Source organism: Streptomyces sp. NRRL S-455 (genome assembly GCF_000717875.1).
Classification (GTDB): domain Bacteria; phylum Actinomycetota; class Actinomycetes; order Streptomycetales; family Streptomycetaceae; genus Streptomyces.
In genome coordinates this window covers 175941-201382 of the sequence record NZ_JOCT01000018.1, presented here as the reverse complement: position 1 = coordinate 201382, position 25442 = coordinate 175941, and the positions used below count along the sequence as shown (strand labels likewise).

The 25442-nt window shown below is 70.5% G+C and carries 19 protein-coding genes; 10 read left to right on the top strand and 9 right to left on the bottom strand.

The features are described from left to right. The first annotated feature begins 225 nt into the window (after positions 1–225). A complete protein-coding gene (locus tag IE97_RS0123685; RefSeq protein WP_030244072.1) occupies positions 226–1014 on the top strand; it encodes a hypothetical protein in 789 nt (262 codons plus the stop codon). Positions 1015–1042: 28 nt separating this feature from the next. On the opposite strand, the gene IE97_RS0123680 is transcribed toward IE97_RS0123685, so the two are convergent. Then, entirely contained in the window at positions 1043–2038 is a 996-nt protein-coding gene (locus IE97_RS0123680; protein WP_030244068.1) for a magnesium and cobalt transport protein CorA, read from the bottom strand. 61 nt (positions 2039–2099) lie between these two features. Between IE97_RS0123680 and IE97_RS0123675 the strand changes: the two genes are divergently transcribed. The 4 genes from IE97_RS0123675 to mshC all read left to right on the top strand — a co-directional run bounded on the left by IE97_RS0123675 (position 2100) and on the right by mshC (position 5572). Continuing rightward, positions 2100–2786: a histidine phosphatase family protein gene (locus IE97_RS0123675; RefSeq protein WP_030244065.1), complete on the top strand. Its 687-nt coding sequence runs from the start codon at positions 2100–2102 to the stop codon at positions 2784–2786. A gap of 78 nt (positions 2787–2864) precedes the next feature. Next, positions 2865–3455, top strand: a complete 591-nt coding sequence (locus IE97_RS0123670; RefSeq protein ID WP_030244062.1) for a DUF3090 domain-containing protein — start codon at positions 2865–2867, stop codon at positions 3453–3455. After that, entirely contained in the window at positions 3419–4249 is an 831-nt protein-coding gene (locus tag IE97_RS0123665; protein ID WP_051705079.1) for an SCO1664 family protein, read from the top strand. The genes IE97_RS0123670 and IE97_RS0123665 overlap by 37 nt, the downstream gene beginning before the upstream one ends. A 93-nt stretch (positions 4250–4342) precedes the next feature. After that, positions 4343–5572 carry a cysteine--1-D-myo-inosityl 2-amino-2-deoxy-alpha-D-glucopyranoside ligase gene (gene mshC, locus IE97_RS0123660; RefSeq protein WP_030244057.1) on the top strand — a complete coding sequence of 410 codons (1230 nt, stop codon included), beginning with the start codon at positions 4343–4345 and terminating at the stop codon, positions 5570–5572. Positions 5573–6032: 460 nt separating this feature from the next. Here the strand turns inward: mshC and IE97_RS0123655 are convergent, their stop codons facing one another. The 6 genes from IE97_RS0123655 to IE97_RS0123630 all read right to left on the bottom strand — a co-directional run bounded on the left by IE97_RS0123655 (position 6033) and on the right by IE97_RS0123630 (position 13050). Further along, positions 6033–7019 carry a PAC2 family protein gene (locus IE97_RS0123655; RefSeq protein WP_030244055.1) on the bottom strand — a complete coding sequence of 329 codons (987 nt, stop codon included), beginning with the start codon at positions 7017–7019 and terminating at the stop codon, positions 6033–6035. 158 nt (positions 7020–7177) lie between these two features. Further along, positions 7178–7849, bottom strand: a complete 672-nt coding sequence (locus IE97_RS0123650) for a FadR/GntR family transcriptional regulator (protein WP_030244053.1) — start codon at positions 7847–7849, stop codon at positions 7178–7180. Positions 7850–7969: 120 nt separating this feature from the next. After that, positions 7970–9586: a glycerol-3-phosphate dehydrogenase/oxidase gene (locus IE97_RS0123645; RefSeq protein WP_030244051.1), complete on the bottom strand. Its 1617-nt coding sequence runs from the start codon at positions 9584–9586 to the stop codon at positions 7970–7972. Positions 9587–9594: 8 nt separating this feature from the next. Next, on the bottom strand, positions 9595–11133 hold the full coding sequence (gene glpK, locus IE97_RS0123640) for a glycerol kinase GlpK (protein ID WP_030244049.1): 1539 nt from the start codon (positions 11131–11133) through the stop codon (positions 9595–9597). An 84-nt stretch (positions 11134–11217) separates the two neighbouring features. After that, positions 11218–12012, bottom strand: coding sequence for an MIP/aquaporin family protein (locus IE97_RS0123635; RefSeq protein ID WP_030244048.1), 795 nt, complete (start codon positions 12010–12012; stop codon positions 11218–11220). 273 nt (positions 12013–12285) lie between these two features. Further along, positions 12286–13050 carry an IclR family transcriptional regulator gene (locus IE97_RS0123630; RefSeq protein ID WP_030244047.1) on the bottom strand — a complete coding sequence of 255 codons (765 nt, stop codon included), beginning with the start codon at positions 13048–13050 and terminating at the stop codon, positions 12286–12288. A gap of 360 nt (positions 13051–13410) precedes the next feature. On the opposite strand from IE97_RS0123630, the gene metH reads away from it, so the two are divergent. The 4 genes from metH to IE97_RS0123610 all read left to right on the top strand — a co-directional run bounded on the left by metH (position 13411) and on the right by IE97_RS0123610 (position 21502). Continuing rightward, complete coding sequence (gene metH / locus IE97_RS0123625; protein WP_030244045.1) at positions 13411–16926, top strand: methionine synthase; 3516 nt, start codon at positions 13411–13413, stop codon at positions 16924–16926. Between the two features lie 170 nt (positions 16927–17096). Continuing rightward, a complete protein-coding gene (locus tag IE97_RS0123620; protein ID WP_030244042.1) occupies positions 17097–17798 on the top strand; it encodes an HAD family hydrolase in 702 nt (233 codons plus the stop codon). A gap of 408 nt (positions 17799–18206) precedes the next feature. Further along, on the top strand, positions 18207–19811 hold the full coding sequence (locus IE97_RS0123615) for an ABC transporter substrate-binding protein (protein ID WP_030244039.1): 1605 nt from the start codon (positions 18207–18209) through the stop codon (positions 19809–19811). A 107-nt stretch (positions 19812–19918) separates the two neighbouring features. Further along, positions 19919–21502, top strand: coding sequence for an ABC transporter substrate-binding protein (locus IE97_RS0123610; protein ID WP_030244037.1), 1584 nt, complete (start codon positions 19919–19921; stop codon positions 21500–21502). Between the two features lie 61 nt (positions 21503–21563). Here IE97_RS0123610 and IE97_RS0123605 read toward each other — a convergent pair whose 3' ends face one another. After that, positions 21564–22235: a response regulator gene (locus IE97_RS0123605; RefSeq protein WP_030244034.1), complete on the bottom strand. Its 672-nt coding sequence runs from the start codon at positions 22233–22235 to the stop codon at positions 21564–21566. Between the two features lie 53 nt (positions 22236–22288). Next, a complete protein-coding gene (locus tag IE97_RS0123600; RefSeq protein WP_030244032.1) occupies positions 22289–23287 on the bottom strand; it encodes a RecB family exonuclease in 999 nt (332 codons plus the stop codon). A gap of 186 nt (positions 23288–23473) precedes the next feature. Here IE97_RS0123600 and IE97_RS0123595 point away from each other — a divergent pair, with 186 nt between their 5' ends. Continuing rightward, a complete protein-coding gene (locus tag IE97_RS0123595; protein ID WP_030244030.1) occupies positions 23474–25414 on the top strand; it encodes a site-2 protease family protein in 1941 nt (646 codons plus the stop codon). The last annotated feature ends 28 nt before the right edge of the window (positions 25415–25442 follow it).

Here is a 25442-nt window from a genome sequence, read left to right as displayed (position 1 = left end):
GGGGTCTTCCCCGCCACGGCCGTCACGCGGAACAACGCGCCGGGCCCCCGGCGGGTTACGCCCGTGCCGTCCCGGACCGGACCGGCGCAGCCCCGCCGCGTCCTCCATTCGGCGGAGTTCTCCCACGCACCTGTTGCAGCGCCCGCAACCCCGCATTTGACTCGTTCTCTGCGGAATCCTGCGGAATCACGCAGCACGCGCACGTGCGCGGGAGAGGTGCACACGATGCTTTCGGCCAAGAGTCTGTTCCAGGAGATCCTCGCCAACGACGATTCCTTCGCCCTGTTCTGCTCCATCGCCGCGAGCGGCGAGTCCCAGGGCGGCTGGGAGAACGCCCGTATCGCCGCGCTCGTCCCCGAGAGCGAACGCGAACTCGCCCCCAAGATCACCCGGCACGGCGCCGACGAGGACAAGCACGGCCGGATCTTCAACGCCCTGCTGAAGAAGCGCGGCCTGGAACCGGTACCGGTCCCGCCGGAGACCGACTACACCATGCTGCTGGAGAAGCACGGCATCGGCCTCGCACACGAGCAGCTGAAGCGCGACGAGCGGCTCACGGTCCAGGACATCGTCACGTACCTCTCGCACAGCAGGGTCACCGAACAGCGCGCCTCGGAGCAGATGGACCTGCTCCGCAAGCACTTCGCGGACCACCCCGACATCGGCCGCGCGGTCAGGCAGATCTCCAACGACGAGGACAACCACCTCGCCTACTGCCACGAGGAACTGCTCCGCTTCGCCTACGCGGGCCACGGCCGGGCCATCCAGCGGACCCTGCGCGAGTGTGCGCTGGCCGAGATCCGGATCTACCGGGACGTCAGCCTCGCGGTGATGGCGAACATGGGCCGCATCCTCGGCTGGTCCAAGGCCAAGTCGGCGGTGCTCGCGGCGGGCATCCACGCGATGTACGCCTACGAACGGCTGGGCGGCTGGCGACGGATGGTGTCGCTGAAGACGCCCGAGCGCCGCAACGCCCTCGGCGGACCGGCGTCCCCGGAACCCGAGTTCGCTTGAGCGCCCCTGGTCCTTCGGCGCGCAACGCCTACAACCACCCCCGGTGCTTGAACAGCCGGAACACCGCAACCTCCAGCACGGCCATCAACGCGATCAGCGCCGGATAGGACCACACCCAGCGCAGCTCGGGCATGTGCTCGAAGTTCATGCCGTAGATCCCCGCGAGCATCGTGGGGATCGCGGCCATGGCCGCCCACGCGGAGATCTTCCGCATGTCGTCGTTCTGCCGGACGCTCATCTGCGCCAGGTGGGCCGAGAGGATGTCGGACACCAACCGGTCCAGGTTCTCCACGGACTCGTTGACCCGCGTGAGGTGGTCACTGACGTCCCGGAAGAAGGGCCGGGCCCGGTCGTCCACGAACGGCACCGTCACGCCGTACGGTGCCGTGCCCGCCAGCCGGCTCATCGGCAGGGCCAGCGGACCGGTCGCCCGGCGAAACTCCAGGACCTGCCGCTTGAAGGTGTAGATCCGGGACGCGGTGTTCCGCGATCCGCCGCTGTCCGGTGAGAAGACCTCCGCCTCCAGCTCCTCCAGGTCGGTCTGCAACTCGGTCGCCACGTCCAGGTAGTGGTCGACGGCGGCGTCGGCGACCGCGTACAGGACGGAGGTGGGGCCGTTGCCCAGCAGTTCCGGCTCCTGCTCCAGCCGGTGTCGTACCGCCTTGAGCGGGGCGCCCTCGCCGTGCCGGACGGTCACCACGAACGAGTCGCCCAGAAAGATCATGATCTCGCCGGAGGAGACGGTGTCGCTCTGCGGCTCGTACGCCACCGGCTTGAGCACGACGAACAGCGAGTCGTCGTACACCTCCAGCTTGGGCCGCTGGTGGGCCTTGAGGGCGTCCTCGACGGCCAGCGGGTGCAGGCCGAACTCCTGGGTGACATGGTCGAATTCGCGCTCCGTGGGCTCATGCAGCCCGATCCACACGAAACCGCCCGCCGCCCGGGCCTCACCCAGGGCGTCGGAGAAGTCCTCGGGCCCTTCCGACCGGTGTCCGTCGCGGTAGATGGCACAGTCGACGATCACGAAGCGAATCTCCCGTCACTCGAACGACACCGCACGCGCGCGTGCGCCTACGCTGGACCGCATGCCCACGCTGATCCTGGTCAGGCACGGACGCTCCACCGCCAACACCGAGGGACTGCTCGCCGGCTGGACGCCCGGTGTCGCCCTCGACGAGCGCGGCGCCGCGCAGGCCGCCGCGCTGCCCGGGCGCCTGGCCGAACTGCCCCTCGCCGAGATCGTCACCAGCCCGCTCCAGCGCTGCCAGGAGACGATCCGCCCCCTGCTGGACGCCCGGCCGGACCTGACGGCCCACACCGACGAGCGCATCGGCGAGTGCCACTACGGCGACTGGTCCGGACGCAAGCTCGACGAACTCAAGGACGAGCCCCTGATGGAGGTGGTGCAGGCACACCCGTCCGCGGCGGCGTTCCCCGGCGGGGAGTCCATGCGGGCCATGCAGACGCGCGCCGCCGAGGCGGTGCGCGAGTGGAACGCGCGCGTGGAGCGCGACCACGGCAAAGACGCCGTCTACCTCATGTGCTCGCACGGCGACATCATCAAGTCTCTCGTCGCGGACGCCCTCGGACTTCATCTGGACCTCTTCCAGCGGATTTCTGTCGAACCGTGTTCCATCACCGCGATCCGCTACACACGACTGCGGCCGTTTCTCGTCCGCCTCGGCGACACCGGGAACTTCACGTCCCTGGTGCCGCGCGAGGAACCGCCGGGCGACGAAGCCCAAGTCGGGGGTGGTGCGGGCGCACCGTGATCGTCGGCCGCAGTAGGGTGAAGCGGTCGCAGCAGTGCCGTGGTCACACGGTTCCCACGATTCCAATGGAGACAGGACGTGTCCCGTCAGGTGTTCCTCTACGACCATCCGGAGCGTTTCGTGGCCGGTACGGTCGGACTGCCCGGGCGTCGTTCGTTCTTCCTCCAGGCCACAGCCGGCACCCGGGTGACCAGCGTGGCCCTGGAGAAGACCCAGGTCGCAGCACTCGCCGAACGCATGGACGAACTGCTCGACGAGGTCGTACGCCGTAGTGGAGGCAGCGCCTCCGTACCCGCCGTCGCACCGTCGGAGATCACCGACACCGCCCCTCTGGAAACCCCCGTCGAGGAGGAGTTCCGGGTCGGCACCATGGCCCTCGCGTGGGACGGCGACGAACAGCTCATGATCGTCGAGGCGCAGGCGCTCGTCGAACTCGACGCCGAATCCGAGGAGGATCTCGCCGAGGCCGAGGAACGGCTGCTCCAGGACGAGGAGAACGGGCCCCCGATGCTGCGGGTCCGGCTCACCGGCGCGCAGGCGAGGGCCTTCGCCAAGCGCGCCCTCGACGTCGTCAACGCGGGGCGCCCGCCATGCCCGCTGTGCAGCCTCCCGCTCGACCCGGAAGGACACGTATGTCCGCGCCAGAACGGATACCGCCGCGGAGCGTGACACCTCCCCAGGACACCGCAGAGCTGCTCGCCCGCGGCGAACTCACCGTGCGCGGACGCATCCGTGAGGCGTCCAACGCGGTCCTGTACTGCACCGTGTCGTACGACGGCCGGGACGCGGCCTGCGTCTACAAGCCGGTCGCCGGGGAGCGGCCCCTGTGGGACTTCCCGGACGGGACGCTGGCCCAGCGCGAGGTCGCCGCGTACGAGGTCTCCGAGGCGACCGGCTGGGGGCTCGTGCCGCCCACCGTGCTGCGTGACGGGCCGTACGGCGAGGGCATGTGCCAGCTGTGGGTCGAGGCGGCGCCGGAGGCGGAACTGCTGGCGCTGGTCGACCGGGAGGAACCCGGGCCGGGCTGGAAGGCGATCGGCTTCGCCGAGGTCGGCGAGGGGCGCACCGCGCTGCTCGTGCACGCCGACGACGTGCGGCTGCGGCGGCTCGCGGTGCTCGACGCCGTACTCAACAACGCCGACCGCAAGGGCGGGCACCTGCTGCCCACCGGTGAGGGGCGGCTGTACGGGATCGACCACGGGGTCACGTTCAACGCCGAGAACAAACTGCGGACCCTGCTGTGGGGGTGGGCGGGGGAGCCGCTCACGCGGGAGGCCGTCGACGTCCTCGAAGGCCTCAGGAAGGACCTGGCGGAGGGCGGTCCCCTCACCGCCCGGCTGCAGCCGCTGATCACCGGCGCGGAGATCGACGCCACACGCGCGCGGGTCGGCGCGCTGCTGGCCTCGGGGAAGCATCCGGAGCCGAGCGGGGAGTGGCCGGCCATTCCCTGGCCACCCGTGTAGCAGCACAGCGGCCGGTTCGCCGCAAGAGCGCCTTCTCGGCCGACCGGCCGCTCCCATTCGTATATGGAACTTCAGTCCGGTTAGGCTCATGGCATGCATGCCTGGCCCGCTTCCGAGGTCCCCGCCCTGCCTGGTCAGGGCCGCGACCTGAGGATCCACGACACCGCGACCGGCGGTCCGGTCACCCTCGACCCCGGTCCCGTCGCCCGTATCTACGTCTGCGGCATCACCCCGTACGACGCCACCCACATCGGACACGCGGCGACCTACAACGCGTTCGATCTCGTGCAGCGCGTGTGGCTCGACACCAAGCGGCAGGTTCACTACGTCCAGAACGTCACCGACGTCGACGACCCGCTCCTGGAACGCGCCCGGCGCGACGGCCTCGACTGGGCCGCGCTCGCCGAGCAGGAGACGGCCCTCTTCCGTGAGGACATGACGGCCCTGCGGATGCTGCCGCCGCAGCAGTACATAGGCGCCGTCGAGGCCATACCCGGGATCGTCCCGCTCGTCGAGCGGCTCCGGGACATGGGCGCCGCGTACGAGCTCGACGGGGACGTCTACTTCTCCGTCGAGTCCGACCCGCACTTCGGCAGGGTCTCGAACCTGGACGCCGCCGCGATGCGGCTGCTGTCCGCCGAGCGCGGCGGCGACCCCGACCGGCCGGGCAAGAAGAACCCGCTCGACCCGATGCTGTGGATGGCGGCCCGTGAGGGCGAGCCCAGTTGGGAGGGCGGCTCGCTCGGACGCGGACGGCCGGGCTGGCACATCGAGTGCGTGGCCATCGCCCTCGACCACCTCGGCATGGGCTTCGACATCCAGGGCGGCGGCTCCGACCTCGCCTTCCCGCACCACGAGATGGGCGCGTCCCACGCCCAGGCCCTCACCGGCGAGTTCCCCATGGCCAAGGCGTATGTGCACGCCGGCATGGTCGCCCTCGACGGCGAGAAGATGTCCAAGTCCAAGGGCAACCTGGTCTTCGTCTCCAGGCTCCGGCTCGACGGCGTCGACCCGGCCGCCATCCGGCTCGCGCTGCTCGCCCACCACTACCGCGCCGACTGGGAGTGGACCGACCAGGTCCTCCAGGACGCCGTCGCCCGGCTGGGCCGCTGGCGGGCCGCCGTGTCCCGCCCCGACGGGCCCTCGGCGGAGGCGCTCGTGGAGGAGATCCGCGAGGCCCTCGCGAACGACCTGGACGCCCCGGCCGCGCTCACCGCGGTCGACCGCTGGGCCGCACTCCAGGAGGAGAACGGCGGCACGGACACCAGCGCGCCCGGGGTGGTCTCCCGGGCGGTGGACGCGCTGCTCGGCGTCGCGTTGTAGTCGAGAACGGCCAGAGGGGCGTCCCCGACGGGGACGCCCCTCTGGCGTGGGTGGTGCGGCGGTCACGCCCTGCGCCCTGCGCGTTGCGCGTGCCGCTGGGTGGTGGGTCGGGGCCGCGCCGGGGGGTGTCCGTCCTCGGAACGGCGCGATGGGCTTGCGAACCAACCAACTGTCCGTTGACGCGCCAACCAGCTGCGGGCGGACACCCCCCGACACGTCCCCTTCCGTGCGTGCGCGGGTGCGGTCGCGTTTCGCCCCCGCTGCGGGCAACAGTCGTGCCGCCGCTGCGGGCAGTCGTGCCGCTGGGGCGGCACGGGTGGGCGCAGCGGCACCCCGCTCCGCCGGGCTGCGCAACGCCCCGCCCCCAGCACCGACGTCAGGGCCGCGCACACCCTTCCCGTCGTCCTCGTCGCGCCGTCGACCGGCCAGGGCACCCCACGGTGAGGCCCGCTCCCCGGGCTCAGTCCTCCGACGACTCCTCGTCGTCGGCGCCGCCGGCCTTCGGAGGCTTCGGCGGGCGCGTACGGCCGCTGGGGTTGTCCCGGAGGTACGACGTGCTGTCGCTGCCGTCCGCTGTCGCGTGTCCGCCGGAAGCGGGCGGTCCGCCGCCGTCCCTCCGGCGCAGGTAGCGCTCGAACTCGCGGGCGATCGCCTCGCCCGACGCCTCCGGCAGCTCGGCCGTGTCCCGGGCCTCCTCCAGCGACTGGACGTACTCGGCGACCTCGCTGTCCTCGGCGGCCAGCTGGTCCACGCCGACCTGCCAGGCCCGCGCGTCCTCGGGCAGCTCGCCCAGCGGGATGCGCACGTCGATCAGGTCCTCCAGCCGGTTCAGAAGGGCCAGCGTGGCCTTCGGGTTCGGCGGCTGGGACACGTAGTGCGGCACCGCCGCCCACAGCGAGACCGCCGGCACGCCCGCGTGCGTGCACGCCTCCTGGAGGACGCCGACGATGCCCGTGGGGCCCTCGTACTTGGTCTCCTCCAGGTCCATGCGGCGAGCCAGGTCCGGGTCGGACGTCGTCCCGCTGATCGGCACCGGACGGGTGTGCGGGGTGTCGCCGAGCAGGGCGCCCAGGACGACCACCAGCTCCACGCCCAGCTCGTGCGCGAAGCCGAGCAGTTCGTTGCAGAACGAACGCCACCGCATGGACGGTTCGATTCCCCGGACCAGGACCAGATCGCGTGGCTTCTCGCCACCGACCCGGACCACCGACAACCTTGTCGTCGGCCACGTGATCTTGCGGACGCCCGCTTCCATGAACACCGTGGGGCGGTTCACCTGGAAGTCGTAGTAGTCCTCGGCGTCCAGCGCCGCGAACACCTCGCCCTTCCACTCCCTGTCGAGATGCGCGACCGCGGTGGAGGCGGCGTCGCCGGCATCGTTCCAGCCCTCGAACGCGGCCACCATGACCGGGTCGATCAGCTCGGGAACCCCCTCGAGCTCGATCACCCAGTGCCTCCTTCCGACGTGCCCAAGCTTGACCACCCAACCTTACGGCGTGCCAAGGGGGCGTCCGCAGCCCCCTTGCAGGGGGAGTGACCCCATGACTGCCCCGTGATCCACCTCTGAACACCCCGGACGGATCCGAGCCGTCCGTGAGGCCCTCGTCACAGCGTGGAGCGCAGCCACTGCTCCACGCTCGCGATGTGCACCGTCGCCCACGAGCGCGCCGCCTCGGCGTCCCGGTCGCGCAGCGCGTCGAGGATCGCCCGGTGCTCGCGCAGCGTGCGGCCCACGGCGTCCTCCTGGGTGAGACCCCGCCAGATCCGGGCCCGGGTGGTGGGGCCCGACAGGCCGTCGAGCAGCGAGCACAGCACCGAGTTGCCCGAGCTCTGCACGATGCCCTGGTGGAACTCCAGGTCGCAGGCGACGAGGTCCTCGACGGACGGCGCGTCGCCGAGCTTGTCCAGCTGGGCCGAGAGCGCGTCCAGCTGCTGCTCGCTGATCCGAAGGGCCGCCATGGCCGTCGCGGCCGGCTCCAGGATGCGGCGTACGGCGAGGAACTCCAGGACCGTGTCGTCGCGGTGGAAGTCGACGACGAAGCTCAGCGCCTCCAGCAGGAGTTGCGGATCGAGGCTGGTGACGTACGTGCCGTCGCCCTGCCGGACGTCCAGGATCCGGATGAGCGACAACGCGCGTACGGCCTCCCGCAGGGAGTTGCGGGACAGGCCGAGGCCGGCGGCGAGTTCGCTCTCCTTGGGCAGCCGGTCGCCCGGCCGCAGCGCGCCGGAGACGATCATGCCTTTGATCTTCTCGATCGCCTCGTCGGTGACTGCCATGGCGGCCTCCCTGTCGCTCAAGACCTCCGACGTATCCGGTCATTATGCGGGGTCCGAGACGCGGAAGGGGCGGCTCCGTCGGCGTGGAGCCGCCCCTTCCGCAACGGGGATCCCCGGTGCCTACTTCTTGTCGAGCAGGTCCTGGACCTTGGCGCGGACGTCGTCCGTCGCGAGGCCCCGGATCGTCAGCGTCGTGCGGCGGCGCAGCACGTCGTCCTGCGTCTCGGCCCACTCGTGGTCCCGGGCCCAGACGACCTGCGCCCAGATCTCCGGGGCGTCCGGGTGGACCCGCTCGGCCAGCTCGGGGCTCTCGTTGGCCAGGCGGGCGATGTCGAAGGCCAGCGAGCCGTAGTGGGTGGCCAGGTGCTTGGCCGTGTCGGCGGCCATGCGCGGGCCGGGCGCCGGGCGGTCGGTGAGCAGCCGGTGGGCGACCGCGCGCGGGTTGGCGATGCCGGGCAGCGGCAGCTTCTTCGGCAGCGAGCTGATCGGCTCGAAGTCGTCGCCCAGCGGGTGGCCCGGCAGTGCTTCCAGCTTCTGCATGACCGTACGGCCGATGTGACGGAAGGTGGTCCACTTGCCGCCCGCCACGGACAGCATGCCGCCCTTGCCCTCGGTCACGACCGTCTCGCGCTTGGCCTTGGCGGTGTCGCCGGGGCCGCCCGGCAGCACCCGCAGACCGGCGAAGGCGTACGTGATGAGGTCGCGGCTGAGCTGCTGGTCGCGGACCGAGAAGGCGGCCTCGTCGAGGATCTGGGATATGTCCTGCTCGGTGACCGCGACGTCCGCCGGGTCGCCCTCGAACTCCTCGTCGGTGGTGCCGAGGAGCAGCATGTCCTCCCAGGGGAGGGCGAAGGTGATGCGGTACTTGTCGATCGGGGTGGCGAGCGCGGCCTTCCAGTGGGAGGTGCGCTTCAGGACCAGGTGCGCGCCCTTGGACAGGCGGATGGACGGCGCCGCGTTCGGATCCTCCATCTTGCGCAGGTGATCGACCCACGGGCCGGTCGCGTTCAGCACCAGCCGGGCGCTGACGCCGAACTCGTCGCCCGAGAGGCGGTCCTTCAGCTCGGCGCCCGTGACCCGGCCCTGGGTGAAGCGCAGGCCGGTGACCTCGGCGTGGTTCAGGACGACCGCGCCCGCCTCGACGGCCGCGCGGACCGTCATCAGCGCCATGCGCGCGTCGTTCATCTGGTCGTCGCCGTACACGGCCACGGCCTTGAGGTTCTCGGTGCGCAGTTCCGGCACGTCCTGCGCCGCCTTGGCGGGGGAGAGGAGGTGGCCGACGCCGTCACCGAACGCGGAGAGCGCGGAGTAGGCGAAGACGCCCGCGCCCAGCTTCGCCGCGCCGTGCGGCCCGCCCTTGTAGACGGGGAGGTAGAAGGTGAGCGGGTTCGCCAGGTGGGGGGCCACCTGGCGGGAGACCGCACGGCGCTCGAAGTGGTTCTCCGCCACCAGCTTCACCGCGCCGGTCTGCAGGTAGCGCAGGCCGCCGTGGAGCAGCTTGGAGGAGGCGGAGGAGGTGGCGCCGGCGAAGTCGCCGGCGTCGACCAGAGCCACCCTGAGGCCGGACTGCGCGGCGTGCCAGGCGGTGGAGATGCCCAGGATGCCGCCGCCGATGACGAGAAGGTCGTACGACGCCTTGGAGAGCTGCTCCCTGGTCTCGGCCCGGCTCGGGTTCGAGCCGGAGGCCGGGTGCGTCCCCAGGGCAGGCACGGACTGCAGGGTGGACTGACTGGTCATGCTGTTTCTTACTCCTCGTCCTCGAGCCAGCCCATGGTCCGCTCGACGGCCTTGAGCCAGTTCTTGTACTCACGGGCGCGGGTGTCCGCGTCCATGCGGGGGGTCCACTCGGCGGCCCGGCGCCAGTTGGCGCGCAGGTCGTCGGTGCTGTTCCAGAAGCCGACGGCGAGACCGGCGGCGTAGGCGGCGCCGAGGCAGGTGGTCTCGGCGACCATCGGGCGCACCACGGGGGCGTCCACGAAGTCGGCGAGGGTCTGCATCAGCAGGTTGTTGGAGGTCATGCCGCCGTCGACCTTGAGGGCGGCCAGTTCGACGCCGGAGTCCTTCGTCATGGCGTCAGCGATCTCCCGGGTCTGCCAGGCGGTCGCCTCCAGGACGGCACGGGCCAGGTGCGCCTTGGTGACGTACCGGGTCAGGCCGGCGATCACACCGCGGGCGTCGGAGCGCCAGTACGGGGCGAACAGGCCGGAGAAGGCCGGCACGAAGTAGGCGCCGCCGTTGTCCTCCACCGACAGCGCGAGCGTCTCGATCTCGGCGGCGGTGGAGATCAGGCCCATCTGGTCGCGCATCCACTGCACCAGCGAGCCGGTGACGGCGATCGAGCCCTCCAGGGCGTAGACCGTGTCCTGGTCGCCGATCTTGTAGCCGACGGTGGTCAGCAGCCCGCTGTACGAGTTGATGATCTTGTCGCCGGTGTTCATCACCATGAAGGTGCCGGTGCCGTACGTCGACTTGGTCTCGCCCTCGGCGAAACAGGTCTGGCCGAACAGGGCCGCCTGCTGGTCACCGAGCGCGGAGGCGACCGGGATGCCGCCGAGCAGGTCGCCCAGCTTGCCGCCCTTGATCTCGCCGTAGACCTCCGCGGAGGAGCGGATCTCGGGCAGGATCTGCTGCGGGACGCCGATGGACTCGCAGATCTTCTCGTCCCACTGCATGGTGTGCAGGTTCATGAGCATGGTGCGGGAGGCGTTGGTGACGTCGGTGACGTGCTTGCCGCCGTCGGTACCACCGGTCAGGTTCCAGATGACCCAGGTGTCCATGGTGCCGAAGAGGATGTCGCCCGCCTCGGCGCGCTCCTTCAGCCCGTCGACGTTGTCGAGCAGCCAGCGGGCCTTCGGGCCGGCGAAGTAGGAGGCCAGCGGCAGGCCCGTCTCGCGGCGGAAGCGGTCCTGGCCGACGTTGCGGCCGAGCTCGCGGCAGAGGGCGTCGGTACGGGTGTCCTGCCAGACGATGGCGTTGTGGACGGGCTCACCGGTGTTCTTGTCCCACAGCACGGTGGTCTCGCGCTGGTTGGTGATGCCGATGGCCTTGATGTCGTCGCGGGTGATGCCGGCCTTCTCGATGGCTCCGGCGACGACCTCCTGGACGTTGGTCCAGATCTCGGTGGCGTTGTGCTCGACCCAGCCCGGCTTCGGGAAGATCTGCTCGTGCTCCTTCTGGTCGACGGAGACGATCCGGCCGTCCCGGTCGAAGACGATGCAGCGGCTGGAGGTGGTGCCCTGGTCGATGGCGGCGATGAAGGGGCCGGCGGTGTGCGCGTCGGTCACTGTGTGCTCCTGGAAAATTCCGTGTTTATGGGGCTTTACGTACGGCGCGTGCTGAGAGTTTCGCGAAGGGGGCGGTAATCGCTCCTAGGCGAACGCGACGTTGTAGATGCCCGCCGCGATGGCACCGCCGAGCAGCGGACCCAGCACGGGCACCCAGGCGTAGCCCCAGTCGGAGCCGCCCTTGTTGGGCAGGGGCAGCAGGGCGTGCACGATGCGCGGACCGAGGTCACGGGCCGGGTTGATCGCGTACCCCGTCGGGCCGCCGAGGGACAGGCCGATGGAGACCACGACGAGCGCGGTGATCAGCGCGCCCAGGGTGCCGAGGCCGTTGCCCTCGTCGTTCAGGCCCTGGGTGAGCACGGCCAGCACCAGCACGATCGTGCCGATGATCTCCGTGGCGACGTTCTGCCAGGCGACGCGGACCTCGGGGCCGGTGGAGAAGACGCCGAGCACGGGGCCCGCGCCCTTCTCCTGCGCCTCGACGGCCTTCGCCGTGGTGTCCTGCGCACCCGGACCGCCGACGATCTCGCGGTCGGTGAGGTGCGCGTGGAACTGACCGTAGTAGGCGATCCAGACGAGGGCGGCACCGATCATGGCGCCGAGGACCTGTCCGGCCCAGTAGACCGGGACGTTCTTCCAGTCGCCGTCCTTGATGGCGAGGGCGAGCGTCACGGCCGGGTTCAGATGGGCGCCGGAGAGCGGCGCCGTGGTGTAGACGGCCGTGAGCACAGCGAAGCCCCACCCGAAGGTGATGGCGAGCCAGCCGGCGTTGCGTGCCTTGGAGGCCTTCAGCGTAACGGCGGCGCAGACTCCGCCGCCGAGGAGGATGAGTATGGCGGTACCGATGGTCTCGCCGATGAAGATGTCGGAGCTGGACACCCGCGACTCCTTTGTCCTACGTCCAGGGAAGTTCGATACCGGCCTGGCGTTGTCACACTCTAGCGCGTATTGCCGGTAGCTGTTCGACAATGTCGACCGATGGGCGGGAGTCTTGCTTCGGCGTTACGAGCACGTCAAGGGCTGTGGACTCGAAAATCTGATCGTTACTGATCGCGGCGGGCTCGGTGATCTTTGCCGCAGGTGAGCACGGACATGCCGAGGACCGGGACGCCGTACGGCGTCCCGGTCCTCGGCATGTGCCGACGTGTGCCGTCAGAACCGCCCGGCGCCCAGATCGCGGGACACCGCGCGGGCGCAGTCCCGTACCGCCGCGATCAGCTCGGGGCGCAGCTCTCCGTCACGGCACAGCCGCTCCACGGCGCCGGTGATGCCGACCGAGCCGACCGGCATGCGGCGCCGGTCGTGGATGGGGGCGGCCAGGGAGGCGACGCCCTCCCAGGTCTCCTCGACGTCCGCCGCGTACCCGCGGGCGCGCGTGACGTCGAGGATGTGCTCGAAGCCCTCCGGCTCGCACACCGTCCGGTCGGTGAACGCCTTGCGGTCGGACTCCAGCGCCTCGCTGTGCGCGACGGGGTCGTAGGCGGACAGCACCTTGCCCAGCGCCGTGGAGTGCAGCGGCTGCATGGCCCCGATCTCCAGGACCTGCCGGCTGTCGTCGGGCCGGAAGACGTGGTGCACGATCAGCACGCCCTGCTGGTGCAGGACGCCCAGGTAGACGCTCTCGCCGCTGGACCGGGCCAGGTCGTCGGTCCACACCAGGGCGCGCGCCCGCAGCTCGTGCACATCGAGGTAGGTGGTGCCGAGGCGCAGCAGCTCGGCGCCCAGCTGGTAGCGCCCGGAGGCGTCGTCCTGCTCCACGAAGCCCTCCTGCTGGAGGGTGCGCAGTATGCCGTGGGCCGTGCCCTTGGCCAGGCCCAGCGACGAGGCGATGTCCGACAGGCCGAGCCGCCGCTCGCCGCCCGCGAGCAGCCGCAGCATCGCGGCCGCCCGTTCGAGCGACTGGATGTTCCGTGCCATCGCCGTACTGCCTCCGTCCCCTTCGACCGCCGACCAGCGGCGTCCGCAGCCCCTCGTTCGGCAATGTCGAACACTACCGGTCGATGCCGACCTCTCGCTAATGGCGAGTCACCATTTGTTGCGTCGGCAGCGCGAGATGTGTCGCTCAGCGGGCTCGCGCGTGGTGCGGCAGGCTGGTCGCAGCCGCCTCATACGGTGCACTGCGGGCGCCCGGCCGCCATCCGCGTCCGCCTCGTGGACGCCCTGCCCATCCCGGGCGACTCCCGGTTAGGCTGGCGCCGTGCGCCGATCCCCGGGGTGACCTCCGGGTGTCCGGGAAGCCGCATAGCCGACAGCCGTCGCATTTGAGGGAGCCCTTACATGGCCTCGTTGCCGCCGACCCCTTCCGCAGACAGCCGGACCCGTGTGTCCGCCCTTCGAGAGGCCCTGGCCGGCCGTGTGGTCGTGGCCGACGGGGCCATGGGCACCATGCTCCAGGCGCAGGATCCGACGCTCGAGGACTTCCAGAACCTCGAGGGCTGCAACGAGATCCTGAACCTGACCCGGCCGGACATCGTCCGTTCCGTCCACGACGCGTACTTCGCGGTGGGCGTCGACTGCGTCGAGACCAACACCTTCGGCGCCAACCACACCGCCGCGGCGGAGTACGAGATCTCCGACCGTGTGCACGAGCTGTCCGAGGCGGGTGCCCGGATCGCCCGCGAGGTGGCCGACGAGTACGCCGCCCGGGATGGCCGCCAGCGCTGGGTCCTGGGCTCCATCGGCCCCGGCACCAAGCTGCCCACCCTCGGCCACGTCACCTACACCGCCATCCGCGACGGCTACCAGGCCAACGCCGAGGGCCTGCTCGCGGGCGGCGCGGACGCGCTGCTCGTGGAGACCACCCAGGACCTGCTCCAGACGAAGGCGTCCGTCCTGGGCGCCCGCCGGGCCATGGAGGCCACCGGCGTCGAGGTGCCCCTGCTCTGCTCGATGGCCTTCGAGACCACCGGCACCATGCTGCTCGGCTCCGAGATCGGCGCGGCCCTGACCGCTCTGGAGCCCCTCGGCATCGACATGATCGGCCTGAACTGCTCCACCGGCCCCGCCGAGATGAGCGAGCACCTGCGCTATCTGACGCGCCACTCGCGCATCCCGCTGCTGTGCATGCCGAACGCCGGTCTGCCGATCCTCACCAAGGACGGCGCCCACTTCCCGCTCGACCCCGAGGGCCTGGCCGACGCCCAGCAGAACTTCGTCCAGGACTACGGCCTCTCCCTCGTCGGCGGCTGCTGCGGCACCACCCCCGAGCACCTGCGTCAGCTGGTCGAGCGGGTCCGCGACGTCACCCCGACCGAGCGCGACCCGCAGCCCGAGCCGGGCGCCGCCTCGCTCTACCAGAGCGTGCCGTTCCGGCAGGACACCTCCTACCTGGCCATCGGTGAGCGCACCAACGCCAACGGCTCGAAGAAGTTCCGCGAGGCCATGCTGGAGGGCCGCTGGGACGACTGTGTGGAGATGGCCCGGGAGCAGATCCGCGAGGGCGCGCACATGCTGGACCTGTGCGTGGACTACGTCGGCCGGGACGGCGTCGCCGACATGGAGGAACTGGCCGGGCGTTTCGCGACCGCCTCCACGTTGCCGATCGTGCTGGACTCCACCGAGGTCGACGTCATCCGGGCCGGGCTGGAGAAGCTCGGCGGCCGCGCGGTGATCAACTCGGTGAACTACGAGGACGGTGACGGACCCGAGTCCCGCTTCGCCAAGGTCACGCAGCTCGCCAGGGAGCACGGCGCCGCCCTCATCGCGCTGACCATCGACGAGGAGGGCCAGGCCCGCACCGCGGAGAAGAAGGTCGAGATCGCCGAACGGCTCATCGACGACCTGACCGGCAACTGGGGCATCCACGAGGAGGACATCCTCGTCGACTGCCTGACCTTCACCATCTGCACCGGCCAGGAGGAGTCCCGGGGGGACGGCGTCGCCACCATCGAGGGCATCCGCGAGCTGAAGCGGCGCCACCCGAAGGTGCAGACCACGCTCGGCCTGTCCAACATCTCCTTCGGCCTCAACCCGGCCGCCCGCATCCTGCTGAATTCCGTCTTCCTCGACGAGTGCGTCAAGGCGGGCCTGGACTCGGCGATCGTGCACGCGTCGAAGATCCTGCCGATCGCCCGCTTCAGCGAGGAGGAGGTCCAGACGGCTCTGGACCTCATCTACGACCGCCGCGCCGAGGGCTACGACCCGCTGCAGAAGCTGATGCAGCTGTTCGAGGGCGCCACCGCCAAGTCCCTGAAGGCCGGCAAGGCCGAGGAGCTGGCCGCGCTGCCGCTGGACGAGCGCCTGAAGCGGCGCATCATCGACGGCGAGCGCAACGGACTGGAGGCCGACCTGGACGAGGCCCTCCAGCAGCGGCCGGCGCTGGACATCGTCAACGAGACGCTGCTGGACGGCATGAAGGTCGTCGGCGAGCTGTTCGGCTCCGGCCAGATGCAGCTGCCGTTCGTGCTGCAGTCCGCGGAGGTCATGAAGACGGCGGTGGCCCATCTGGAGCCGCACATGGAGAAGAGCGACGAGGCGGGCAAGGGCACCATCGTGCTGGCCACCGTGCGCGGCGACGTGCACGACATCGGCAAGAACCTCGTCGACATCATCCTGTCCAACAACGGCTACAACGTGGTCAACCTCGGCATCAAGCAGCCGGTCTCCGCGATCCTGGACGCCGCCGAGGAGCACAAGGCCGACGTCATCGGCATGTCCGGACTCCTGGTCAAGTCCACCGTGATCATGAAGGAGAACCTGGAGGAGCTGAACCAGCGCGGCCTGGCGGCGAACTTCCCGGTCATCCTGGGCGGCGCCGCCCTCACCCGCGCCTACGTCGAGCAGGACCTGCACGAGATCTACGAGGGCGAGGTCCGCTACGCCCGCGACGCCTTCGAGGGCCTGCGCCTGATGGACGCCCTGATCGGCGTCAAGCGGGGCGTGCCCGGCGCCAAGCTCCCCGAGCTGAGGCAGCGCCGTGTCCGGGCCACCGCCCCGGCCGCCGTGGAGGAGCGCCCCGAGGAGGGCCACGTCCGCTCCGACGTCGCCACCGACAACCCCGTCCCGAAGGCACCCTTCCAGGGCACCCGCGTGATCAAGGGCATCCAGCTCAAGGAATACGCGAGCTGGCTCGACGAGGGCGCCCTGTTCAAGGGCCAGTGGGGCCTGAAGCAGGCCCGCACCGGCGAGGGCCCCTCCTACGAGGAGCTCGTCGAGACCGAGGGCCGACCCCGGCTGCGCGGCCTGCTCGACCGGCTCCAGACGGAGAACCTGCTGGAGGCGGCCGTGGTCTACGGCTACTTCCCGTGCGTCTCCAAGGACGACGACCTGATCATCCTGGACGAGCAGGGCAACGAGCGCACCCGCTTCACCTTCCCGCGTCAGCGCCGTGGCCGCCGCCTGTGTCTGGCCGACTTCTTCCGCCCGGAGGAGTCCGGCGAGACGGACGTCGTGGGCCTCCAGGTCGTCACCGTCGGCTCGCGCATCGGCGAGGAGACCGCGCGGCTCTTCGAGGCCAACGCCTACCGGGACTACCTCGAACTGCACGGCCTGTCCGTGCAGCTGGCCGAGGCGCTCGCCGAGTACTGGCACGCGCGCGTGCGCTCCGAACTCGGCTTCGCGGGCGAGGACCCGGACGAGATGCAGGGCATGTTCGAGCTGAAGTACCGGGGCGCCCGCTTCTCCCTCGGCTACGGTGCCTGCCCGAACCTGGAGGACCGCGCGAAGATCGCCGACCTGCTCCAGCCGGAGCGCATCGGCGTCCACCTGTCCGAGGAGTTCCAGCTCCACCCCGAGCAGTCCACGGACGCGATCGTGATCCACCACCCGGAGGCGAAGTACTTCAACGCCCGCTGAGCGGCCTTTCCGGTGCACGTCACAGCGCCCCCGGGCGTATGCATGATGTGCCCCGGGGCACAGCGGTTAAACGAGGCACTTCGCTCGCAGACGTCGTAGAATGGTCGGTCCACTGCAGGCCGGTTCCCCGTGCGGGAACCGGCCTGATCGTCCCTCAAGGAGGTAGGTGGATGACCAGTACGGTCCCCGCGCTCAGTACCCGTACGGCCGATGGGTCGGCCCTGCAGGCCGTGCTCCTCGACATGGACGGCACCCTCGTGGACACGGAGGGCTTCTGGTGGGACGTCGAGGTCGAGGTCTTCGCCTCCCTCGGCCACACACTCGACGACTCCTGGCGCCATGTCGTGGTCGGCGGCCCCATGACCCGCAGCGCGGGCTTCCTGATCGAGGCCACCGGCGCCGACATCCCGCTCGACGAACTCACGGTGCTGCTGAACGACGGCTTCGAGGAGCGCATCGGCCGCGCGCTGCCGCTGATGCCGGGCGCCGGCCGGCTGCTGGCCGAGCTGTACGAGTACGAGATCCCCACGGCCCTGGTCTCCGCCTCGCACCGGCGCATCATCGACAAGGTGCTGGACTCGCTGGGCGCGCACCATTTCGGCCTGACGGTTGCCGGTGACGAGGTGCCGCGCACCAAGCCCCACCCCGACCCTTACCTGAAGGCAGCCGTCGGGCTGGGCGCGGAGCCGGCCCGGTGCGCCGTCATCGAGGACACCGCGACCGGGGTCGCCGCGGCCGAGGCGGCGGGCTGCCACGTCGTGGCCGTACCTTCGGTGGCCCCCATCACCCCGGCCCTCCGCCGTACGGTCGTCAGCTCCCTGGAAGAGGTCGACCTGACTTTTCTGCACGGTCTGATGACGGAAATGCGCTAGGTGTTCACCCAGCGTGCAGTGGAGTTAGGGCGGTAATTCCGAAGGGGAATTCGCCCCCCTCCGGCGGCTGAATTCCCGTACCTTCGAACCCGTTTACGTGTGTGACGTTCCCCACGTGAATCGGGGTCGACACTGGATCCGCCATGTGCTGCGTACCCCCTTCAGGGGGTCATCGGCGTGCCCTTGTGTCCCGATTGGTGGAACGCTGTACCAAAGCTTCCGCTGACGGTCTTTCGGTGTGTCCACGCCCGGTTCCGCAGCGTGATGGGCCCTCAACTCCGGTGGCTGCGAACCCTCGTGCAAGCGCGGACTAATCTCGTTGCGAGAACATCGCCCCACCTCCGTGATCCGCTGCGCCACCCCTGCATGCCGGATACACGGAGTCGACAGCTCTGGAGAAACTCGAGCATGAACCGCAAGACTTTGGTGCTGCCGGCCGTGATCGGCCTGCTCGCGCCGGTGCTCGCCGCCTGCGGCGGATCGGGCAGCGGGAGCGGCGACGACGGCGCGATCGTCGTCGGCACCACGGACCGGTTCACCGCCTCGAAGGACGCGCCCGCGCCCCTCGACCCGGCGTACGCCTACGACGTCGGCACCTGGAACATCCTGCGCCAGACCGTGCAGACCCTGATGATCCAGCCCCGCGGCGAGGGCGAGCCGGTGCCCGAGGCCGCCGAGCGCTGCGGCTTCACCGACACCGGCAACGAGCGCTACGCCTGCACCCTGCGCGACGGCCTGAAGTTCGCGAACGGCGACCCCGTCACCGCGGCCGACGTCAAGTACTCCATCGACCGCGCCCTCTCCCTCAAGGCCGACAGCGGAGTGTTCGCGCTGCTGTCCACCATCGACACCGTCGAGACACAGGGCGACCGCGAGATCATCTTCCATCTCAAGACCGCCGACGCGACCTTCCCGTACAAACTGTCGACGCCCGTCGCCGGCATCGTCGACCCCGACGACTATCCGAAGGACAGGCTGCGCGACGGCTTCGACCTCCAGGGCTCCGGCCCGTACACCCTCAAGGCCGACGTCGAGAACGGCGAGATGGTCAAGGCTGAGTTCACCCGGAACCCCGGTTACAAGGGGAGCCTGAAGGTGAGCAACGACAAGGTCTCCATGGTCTCCTTCAAGGACGCCGACGCCATGGGCGCGGCGCTGGACAAGGGCGACATCGACCTGATGACCCGCGCCATGTCCCCGAAGCAGATCCGGGAGCTCTCGGGCGACGCGGACACCGGCATCGACCTCGTCGAGATGTCCGGCCTGGAGATCCGCTACCTGGGCTTCAACACCGACGCCCCGACGGTGAAGTCCAAGACCGTGCGCCAGGCGATGGCCCAGGTCGTCAACCGCGGCGAACTGGTCTCCAAGGTCTACGGCTCCCAGGCCGAGCCGCTGTACTCGCTGGTCCCGGCCAGCGTCACCGGGCACTCCAACTCGTTCTTCAACAAGTACGGCGAGCCGAACGCCGTCAAGGCCCGTGCCCTGCTGAACCAGGCGAACATCACCACCCCGGTGAAGCTGACGCTGCACTACACGACCGACCACTACGGCCCGGCCACCAAGGAGGAGTTCGAGATCCTGCGCGACCAGCTGAACTCCAGTGGCCTGTTCGACGCCGACATCAAGGGCACGCCCTGGGACACGTTCCGCCCGGCCGAGAAGAAGGGCGAGTACGACGTCTACGGCATGGGCTGGTTCCCCGACTTCCCGGACGCCGACAACTTCCTCGCGCCGTTCCTGGACAAGGACAACACCCTCGGCTCGCCGTACGACAACAGCCAGATCCGCGACACCCTGATCCCGGACTCGCGCCGTGAGGCGGACCGGCTGTCCGCATCCAGCAGCCTGACGGATATTCAGGACATCGTCGCCACCGACGTGCCGGTGCTGCCACTGTGGCAGGGCAAGCAGTACGTCGCCGCGCGCGACGACATCACGGGTACCGCCTACGCGCTCAACTCCGCGTCGACGCTCCAGCTCTGGGAGCTCGGCCGGGGCGTGAGCGGCTGACGGACCCGCTGGAACCCCGGGGCCCCTGACCGTGGCCCCGGGGAACCGTGCCCCGGAGCCAGGGACATGCTCCGGGTGTTCTCGAGAACCGACGACAAGGCACACACGTGAACATTCGCAACCAGTGGCCGGTCCTGCCCATCGTGGCGGGGCTCGCCTCCGGCCTGCTGACCGGCTGCGGCTCGGAGACCGGAGACTCATCGGGGGACGGCTCCAACGTGGTGGTGGGGATGTCAGACGACGTCCTCGCCACGGACCCGGCCTCCGGCTACGACCCCGGCTCCTGGCTGTTGTTCAACAACGTTTTCCAGTCGCTGCTCAGCTTCCCCAAGGGCGCCACGGAACCCCAGCCGGAGGCCGCCGAGAGCTGCGCCTTCACGGACACGCAGAGCTCGGTCTACAGGTGCACGCTGAAGGACGGCCTCAAGTTCAGCAACGGTGACGCCCTCACCTCCGAGGACGTCAAGTTCTCCTTCGACCGGATGCTGAAGATCAACGACCCCGACGGGCCCGCGATCATGTTCCCCACGCTGGACGAGGTCGAGACGCCGGACGAGACGACGGTCGTCTTCCACCTCAACACGTCCGACGCCACCTTCCCCAGCAAGATCGCCTCCGGCGCCGGTTCCATCGTCAACCACAACGAGTACGACGCGGGCAAGCTGCGCAAGGACCGGCAGGCCGTCGGCTCCGGCCCCTACAAGCTCGACTCGTTCGACGGCGACCAGGCGGTCTTCTCCGTCAACGAGAACTACAAGGGCACCGCCAAGGTGAAGAACACCGGCGTGACCCTCAAGTTCTTCGACGGTGACCAGACCGCCCTGAAGCAGGCCATCCAGAACGAGGACATCGACATCGCCTACCGCGGCCTCACCGCGAGCGACATCGCCGACATGGAGAAGGCCGACGACGGCACCGGCACCGAGGTCGTCGAGGGAAGCAGCGCCGAGGTCCAGCACCTCGTGTTCAACATGGACGACCCGGTCGCCGGAAAGCTCGGCGTCCGCAAGGCCATCGCCCACCTGCTCGACCGCGAAGCCCTCATCAGGGACGTCTACCAGGGCACCGCGACCCCGCTGTACTCGATCATCCCGGCCGGCATCGGGGGCCACAACACGGCCTTCTTCGACACCTACGGCGCCCGCCCGTCCAAGTCCAAGGCCGAGGCCGCGCTGCGCGCCGACGGCATCACCGGCAAGGTGAAGCTGACCCTCTGGTCGACCCCGTCCCGCTACGGCCCGGCCACCGACCAGGAGTTGACCGCCATCGCCGGCCAGCTCAACGCCAGCGGCCTGTTCGACGCCAAGGTCAAGTCCGTGCCGTTCGGCCAGTACGAGAAGGACATCGCCGCCGGCAAGTACGGCGTGTACGTGAAGGGCTGGGTGCCCGACTACCCGGACGCCGACAACTTCACGGCGCCCTTCTTCGGCCAGGACAACGTGCTGGGCAACAACTACGAGAACAACACCATCACCGGCTCGCTCATCCCTCGTACCGCCGCCCTGACCAACCGCGCCTCCACCGACAAGGAGTTCGGTGAGCTCCAGGACATCGTCGCCGACGAGCTGCCCGTCCTGCCGGTGTGGCAGGCCAAGCAGTACGCGGTCGTCCGCGACGGCGTCTACGGTCTGGAGTACTGCCTCGACGCGTCGACCGTGTTCCGCTTCTGGGAGCTGAGCAAGGACGCCTGACACACACACGGAATGAGGCCGCCCCTGCTCCCGGCAGAGGGCGGCCTCGTCGCACCGGGGGTTACTGCGCTCCGGGGCGCACCAGCCCGCTCTCGTACGCGTACACCGCGGCCTGCACGCGGTCGCGCAGGCTCAGCTTGGTGAGCACATGCCCGACATGCGTCTTGACGGTGGTCTCGCTGACGAACAGGTCGGCGGCGATCTCGGCGTTGGACAGCCCGCGCGCCACCAGCTTCAGCACCTCGACCTCGCGGTCGGTGAGCGTGTGCAGCGTGTCCGGCACCGGCTCGTCGCCGGACGGCAGATGCGTGGCGTACTTGTCGAGCAGGCGGCGCGTGATGCTCGGCGCGAGCATCGCCTCGCCCGCGGCCACGACCCGGATCGCCTGCACCAGCTCATTGGCCGGCGCGTCCTTCAGCAGGAAGCCGCTGGCACCGGCGCGCAGCGCCTCCACCACGTACTCGTCCAGGTCGAAGGTGGTCAGCACCAGCACCTTCGCCGGGCCGTCCCGCCCGGGGCCGGTGATCTGCCGGGTCGCCTCCACACCGTCCATCCGCGGCATGCGGATGTCCATCAGGACCACGTCGGGCTGCAGAGCCCGCACCTTGTCGAGCGCCTGTAGGCCGTCTCCGGCCTCGCCCACGACCGCGATGTCCTGCTCGGCCTCCAGGATCATCCGGAAGCCCGTACGGAGCAGCGGCTGGTCGTCGACCAGTAGGACGCGGATGGCCACGTGAGTCTCCTTCGCTAGTCCCGCCCATTCTGCCCTGCGCGGACCTGCTCGGCTCAGGCGCCCTCACCGTCCGCGGCCGTGTCCCCTTGGGGGAGAGGCAGCGGATACGGCGGGGGAGTGCCGCCGAACTCGGGGCAGTGGGCCTGGTGGTCGCACCAGCCGCACAGTTTCGTCGGCCGCGGCCGCCAGTCGCCCGTCTCGGTCGCCCGCCGGATCGCCTCCCACAGCGCCAGCAGCTTGCGCTCGACCCGCTCCAGATCGGCGAGGACGGGGTCGTACGTCAGCACCTCGCCGCTGCCGAGATAGACCAGCTGGAGCCGCCGCGGCACGACGTTCTTCAGCCGCCACACGACGAGCGCGTAGAACTTCATCTGGAACAGGGCGCCCTCGGAGTACTCGGGCCTGGGCGCCTTCCCCGTCTTGTAGTCGACGATCCGGACCTCGCCCGTGGGCGCCACGTCGACCCGGTCGATGATCCCGCGCAGCCGCAGCCCGGACTCCAGCTCCGCCTCGACGAACAGCTCCCGCTCGGCCGGCTCCAGCCGGCTGGGGTCCTCCAGCGTGAACCAGCGCTCGACGAGCTGCTCCGCCTCGCCCAGCCAGCGCGCCAGCCGCTCGCCCTGCGGATCGTCGGCGAACAGCTCCACGACCTCGGGTCGCGTCTCGCGCAGCCGGTCCCACTGGCCCGGGATCAGCGCCTTCGCCCGAGGCGCCGTGCGCTCGGCGGCCGGGGCGTCGAAGAGCCGCTCCAGGACCGCGTGCACCAGGGTGCCCCTCGTCGCCGCCTCGCTCGGCTTCTCCGGCAGCCGGTCGATGACCCGGAAGCGGTAGAGCAGCGGGCACTGCATGAAGTCGCCGGCACGTGAGGGGGACAGCGAGGCGGGCGGTATGGCGGCGGGCACGGTCTCGGTCGCGGTCTCCATGGCGGTCTTCACGGCCGCGTCCACTGCCGCGTCCGCGGTCGTCTCCGCGGGCCCGGCCGGGACCGGCGGACCGGCAGCCGCGGCCGGGCTGCTGTCGGGCTGCGCCGCGCCCTCGGTGCTCGTCTCCATGCCTCAGACCATACGGCCCGCCACTGACAGTGACCCAGCCACGGGCCCCACCGTGGCGCGAGGCGGACGGGGACAGGGGGAAACACAGGGGTGCCGGGGAGAAACGCGGCTCGACGGACGCATACCATCGACTCGAGAACCTCCCGTCCGGCAGGTGCGGGAGACGCTTCGAACGAGGGGACACCGGTGGACGAGAGCGGCGGGCGCGGGCAGCCGCGGTCCGGCAACGACGAGTCGGCCGAACGCCACGCGGGACCTCCGGCCCGGGCCACCGACCCGACTCCCGCCGACGAACGGCCCGCGGACGGACGGCGGTTCACCCCCGAGCGTGACGACGACGCCGCTTCCGCGACACCACAGCCGGAGGAACACACCGGTTCCGGCGGCCACTCGTCCGCGCGGGCGCCTCGGGCAGCCGGCTCGGCTCCGGACCGGGCACCCGCCACCGGGGACCGCCCGGCCGGGCAGGCTCCCGGACCGACGGCGGACTCGGCGACCGGCCAGGACACCGACGGCCCGCAGCCACCGCCACGGCCGGCAAGCTCCGCGGACGCCTCTCAGACCCGGCCGGGGCGGGCCGATTCCGCGGACGGTTCGCAGGCTCCCCGAGGGCCGGCCGACTCCGCCGACGACCGCCAGGCCCCGCGAGGGCCGGCCGACTCAGCCGGCGGCTCGGCGGCGCAAGCCGGTCCGGAACCCTCCCGTTACGCAGGTGCCGACGGTTCCGGCGCTGCCCCCGCCCAGGGCGAGCGCGACGGAACCCGTTCACCCGAGGGCGACACGCACCCCGACCGCTCCTACGCCCGCGGCCCCCACGCGGCCCCTGCCCCCGGCGAGCCCGACGCGGACCGCCGGCCCACGGCGCCGGCCCAGGACGCGGCTGGTCCCCACCGCCGCCCCGAGCCTCCTGCCCCCGCCGACGGCCCCCTGGCCCACTCCGCCGACGGCAAGGGCCCCGCCCCCCAGCGGCCCCCGGAACCACGAGGCGGGCTGCTCATGGGACGGCCGTTCGGGGTACCCGTGTACGTCGCGCCCAGCTGGTTCCTCGTCGCGGCGCTGATCACCTGGGTGTTCGGCGGACAGCTGGAACGAGTGCTGCCCGAGCTCGGTGCCGCCCGCTACCTGGTCTCCCTGTTCTTCGCGGTCGCCTTCTACGCCTCCGTACTCGTCCACGAGCTGGCCCACACGGTCGCCGCCCTCCGCTTCAAGCTCCCGGTCCGCCGCATCCAGCTCCAGTTCTTCGGCGGCGTCTCCGAGATCGAGAAGGAGGCCGAGACCCCCGGCCGCGAGTTCGTGCTCGCCTTCGTCGGTCCGCTGCTCTCCCTCGTCCTGGCCGGCGTCTTCTACGGCGCCCTGCAAGCCGTGGAACCCGGTACCGTCCCGGCTGTGCTGCTGGCCGGCCTGATGATCTCCAACCTCATCGTGGCCGCGTTCAACCTGCTGCCCGGCCTGCCCCTCGACGGCGGCCGTATGCTCCGCGCCGTCGTCTGGAAGCTCACCGGCAAGCCGATGAGCGGCACCGTCGTCGCCGCCTGGGTCGGCCGCTTCCTCGCCGTCTCCGTCCTGATCGGCCTGCCCCTGCTGACCCAGTCCGGCGCACTCGGCACCGACGCCGCTGACAACGTCGGCATGGACACCGTCCTGGACGCACTGCTCGCCGCCATCCTCGCCGCGATCATCTGGACCGGCGCCGGCAACAGCCTGCGCATGGCCCGGCTGCGCGAGCACCTCCCCGAACTGCGCGCCCGTGCGCTCACCCGCCGTGCCGTCCCGGTCGAATCCCACACCCCCCTCTCCGAGGCCCTGCGCCGGGCCAACTCCGCCGGCGCCCGCGCCCTGGTCGTCGTCGACGCGAACGGCAGTCCGGTCTCCCTCGTCCGTGAGGCCGCCATCGCCGGCGTACCCGAACACCGCCGCCCCTGGGTCGCCGTCAGCGGCCTCGCCCAGGAGCTCACCGACGGCATGCGCGTCTCGGCGGAACTCTCGGGAGAGGAACTGCTGGACGCCCTGCGCGCCACCCCCGCCACCGAGTACCTGGTGGTGGAGGAGACCGGTGAGATCTACGGCGTGCTGTCGGCGGCCGACGTCGAGCGCGCCTTCGTGAAGGCGATGGCGAGGCCGTCCTAGTGCCTGCCGCGGCACCAGTGGTCGGCGG

Bases quoted from the DNA above. Each gene is read 5' to 3' on its own strand.
- IE97_RS0123650 (WP_030244053.1), bottom strand. From the start codon at position 7,849: ATGGCAGTCACCGACGAGGCGATCGAGAAGATCAAAGGCATGATCGTC.
- IE97_RS0123615 (WP_030244039.1), top strand. From the start codon at position 18,207: ATGAACCGCAAGACTTTGGTGCTGCCGGCCGTGATCGGCCTGCTCGCG.
- IE97_RS0123675 (WP_030244065.1), top strand. From the start codon at position 2,100: ATGCCCACGCTGATCCTGGTCAGGCACGGACGCTCCACCGCCAACACC.
- IE97_RS0123645 (WP_030244051.1), bottom strand. From the start codon at position 9,586: ATGACCAGTCAGTCCACCCTGCAGTCCGTGCCTGCCCTGGGGACGCAC.
- mshC (WP_030244057.1), top strand. From the start codon at position 4,343: ATGCATGCCTGGCCCGCTTCCGAGGTCCCCGCCCTGCCTGGTCAGGGC.
- IE97_RS0123620 (WP_030244042.1), top strand. From the start codon at position 17,097: ATGACCAGTACGGTCCCCGCGCTCAGTACCCGTACGGCCGATGGGTCG.
- IE97_RS0123665 (WP_051705079.1), top strand. From the start codon at position 3,419: ATGTCCGCGCCAGAACGGATACCGCCGCGGAGCGTGACACCTCCCCAG.
- metH (WP_030244045.1), top strand. From the start codon at position 13,411: ATGGCCTCGTTGCCGCCGACCCCTTCCGCAGACAGCCGGACCCGTGTG.
- IE97_RS0123685 (WP_030244072.1), top strand. From the start codon at position 226: ATGCTTTCGGCCAAGAGTCTGTTCCAGGAGATCCTCGCCAACGACGAT.
- IE97_RS0123630 (WP_030244047.1), bottom strand. From the start codon at position 13,050: ATGGCACGGAACATCCAGTCGCTCGAACGGGCGGCCGCGATGCTGCGG.
- IE97_RS0123600 (WP_030244032.1), bottom strand. From the start codon at position 23,287: ATGGAGACGAGCACCGAGGGCGCGGCGCAGCCCGACAGCAGCCCGGCC.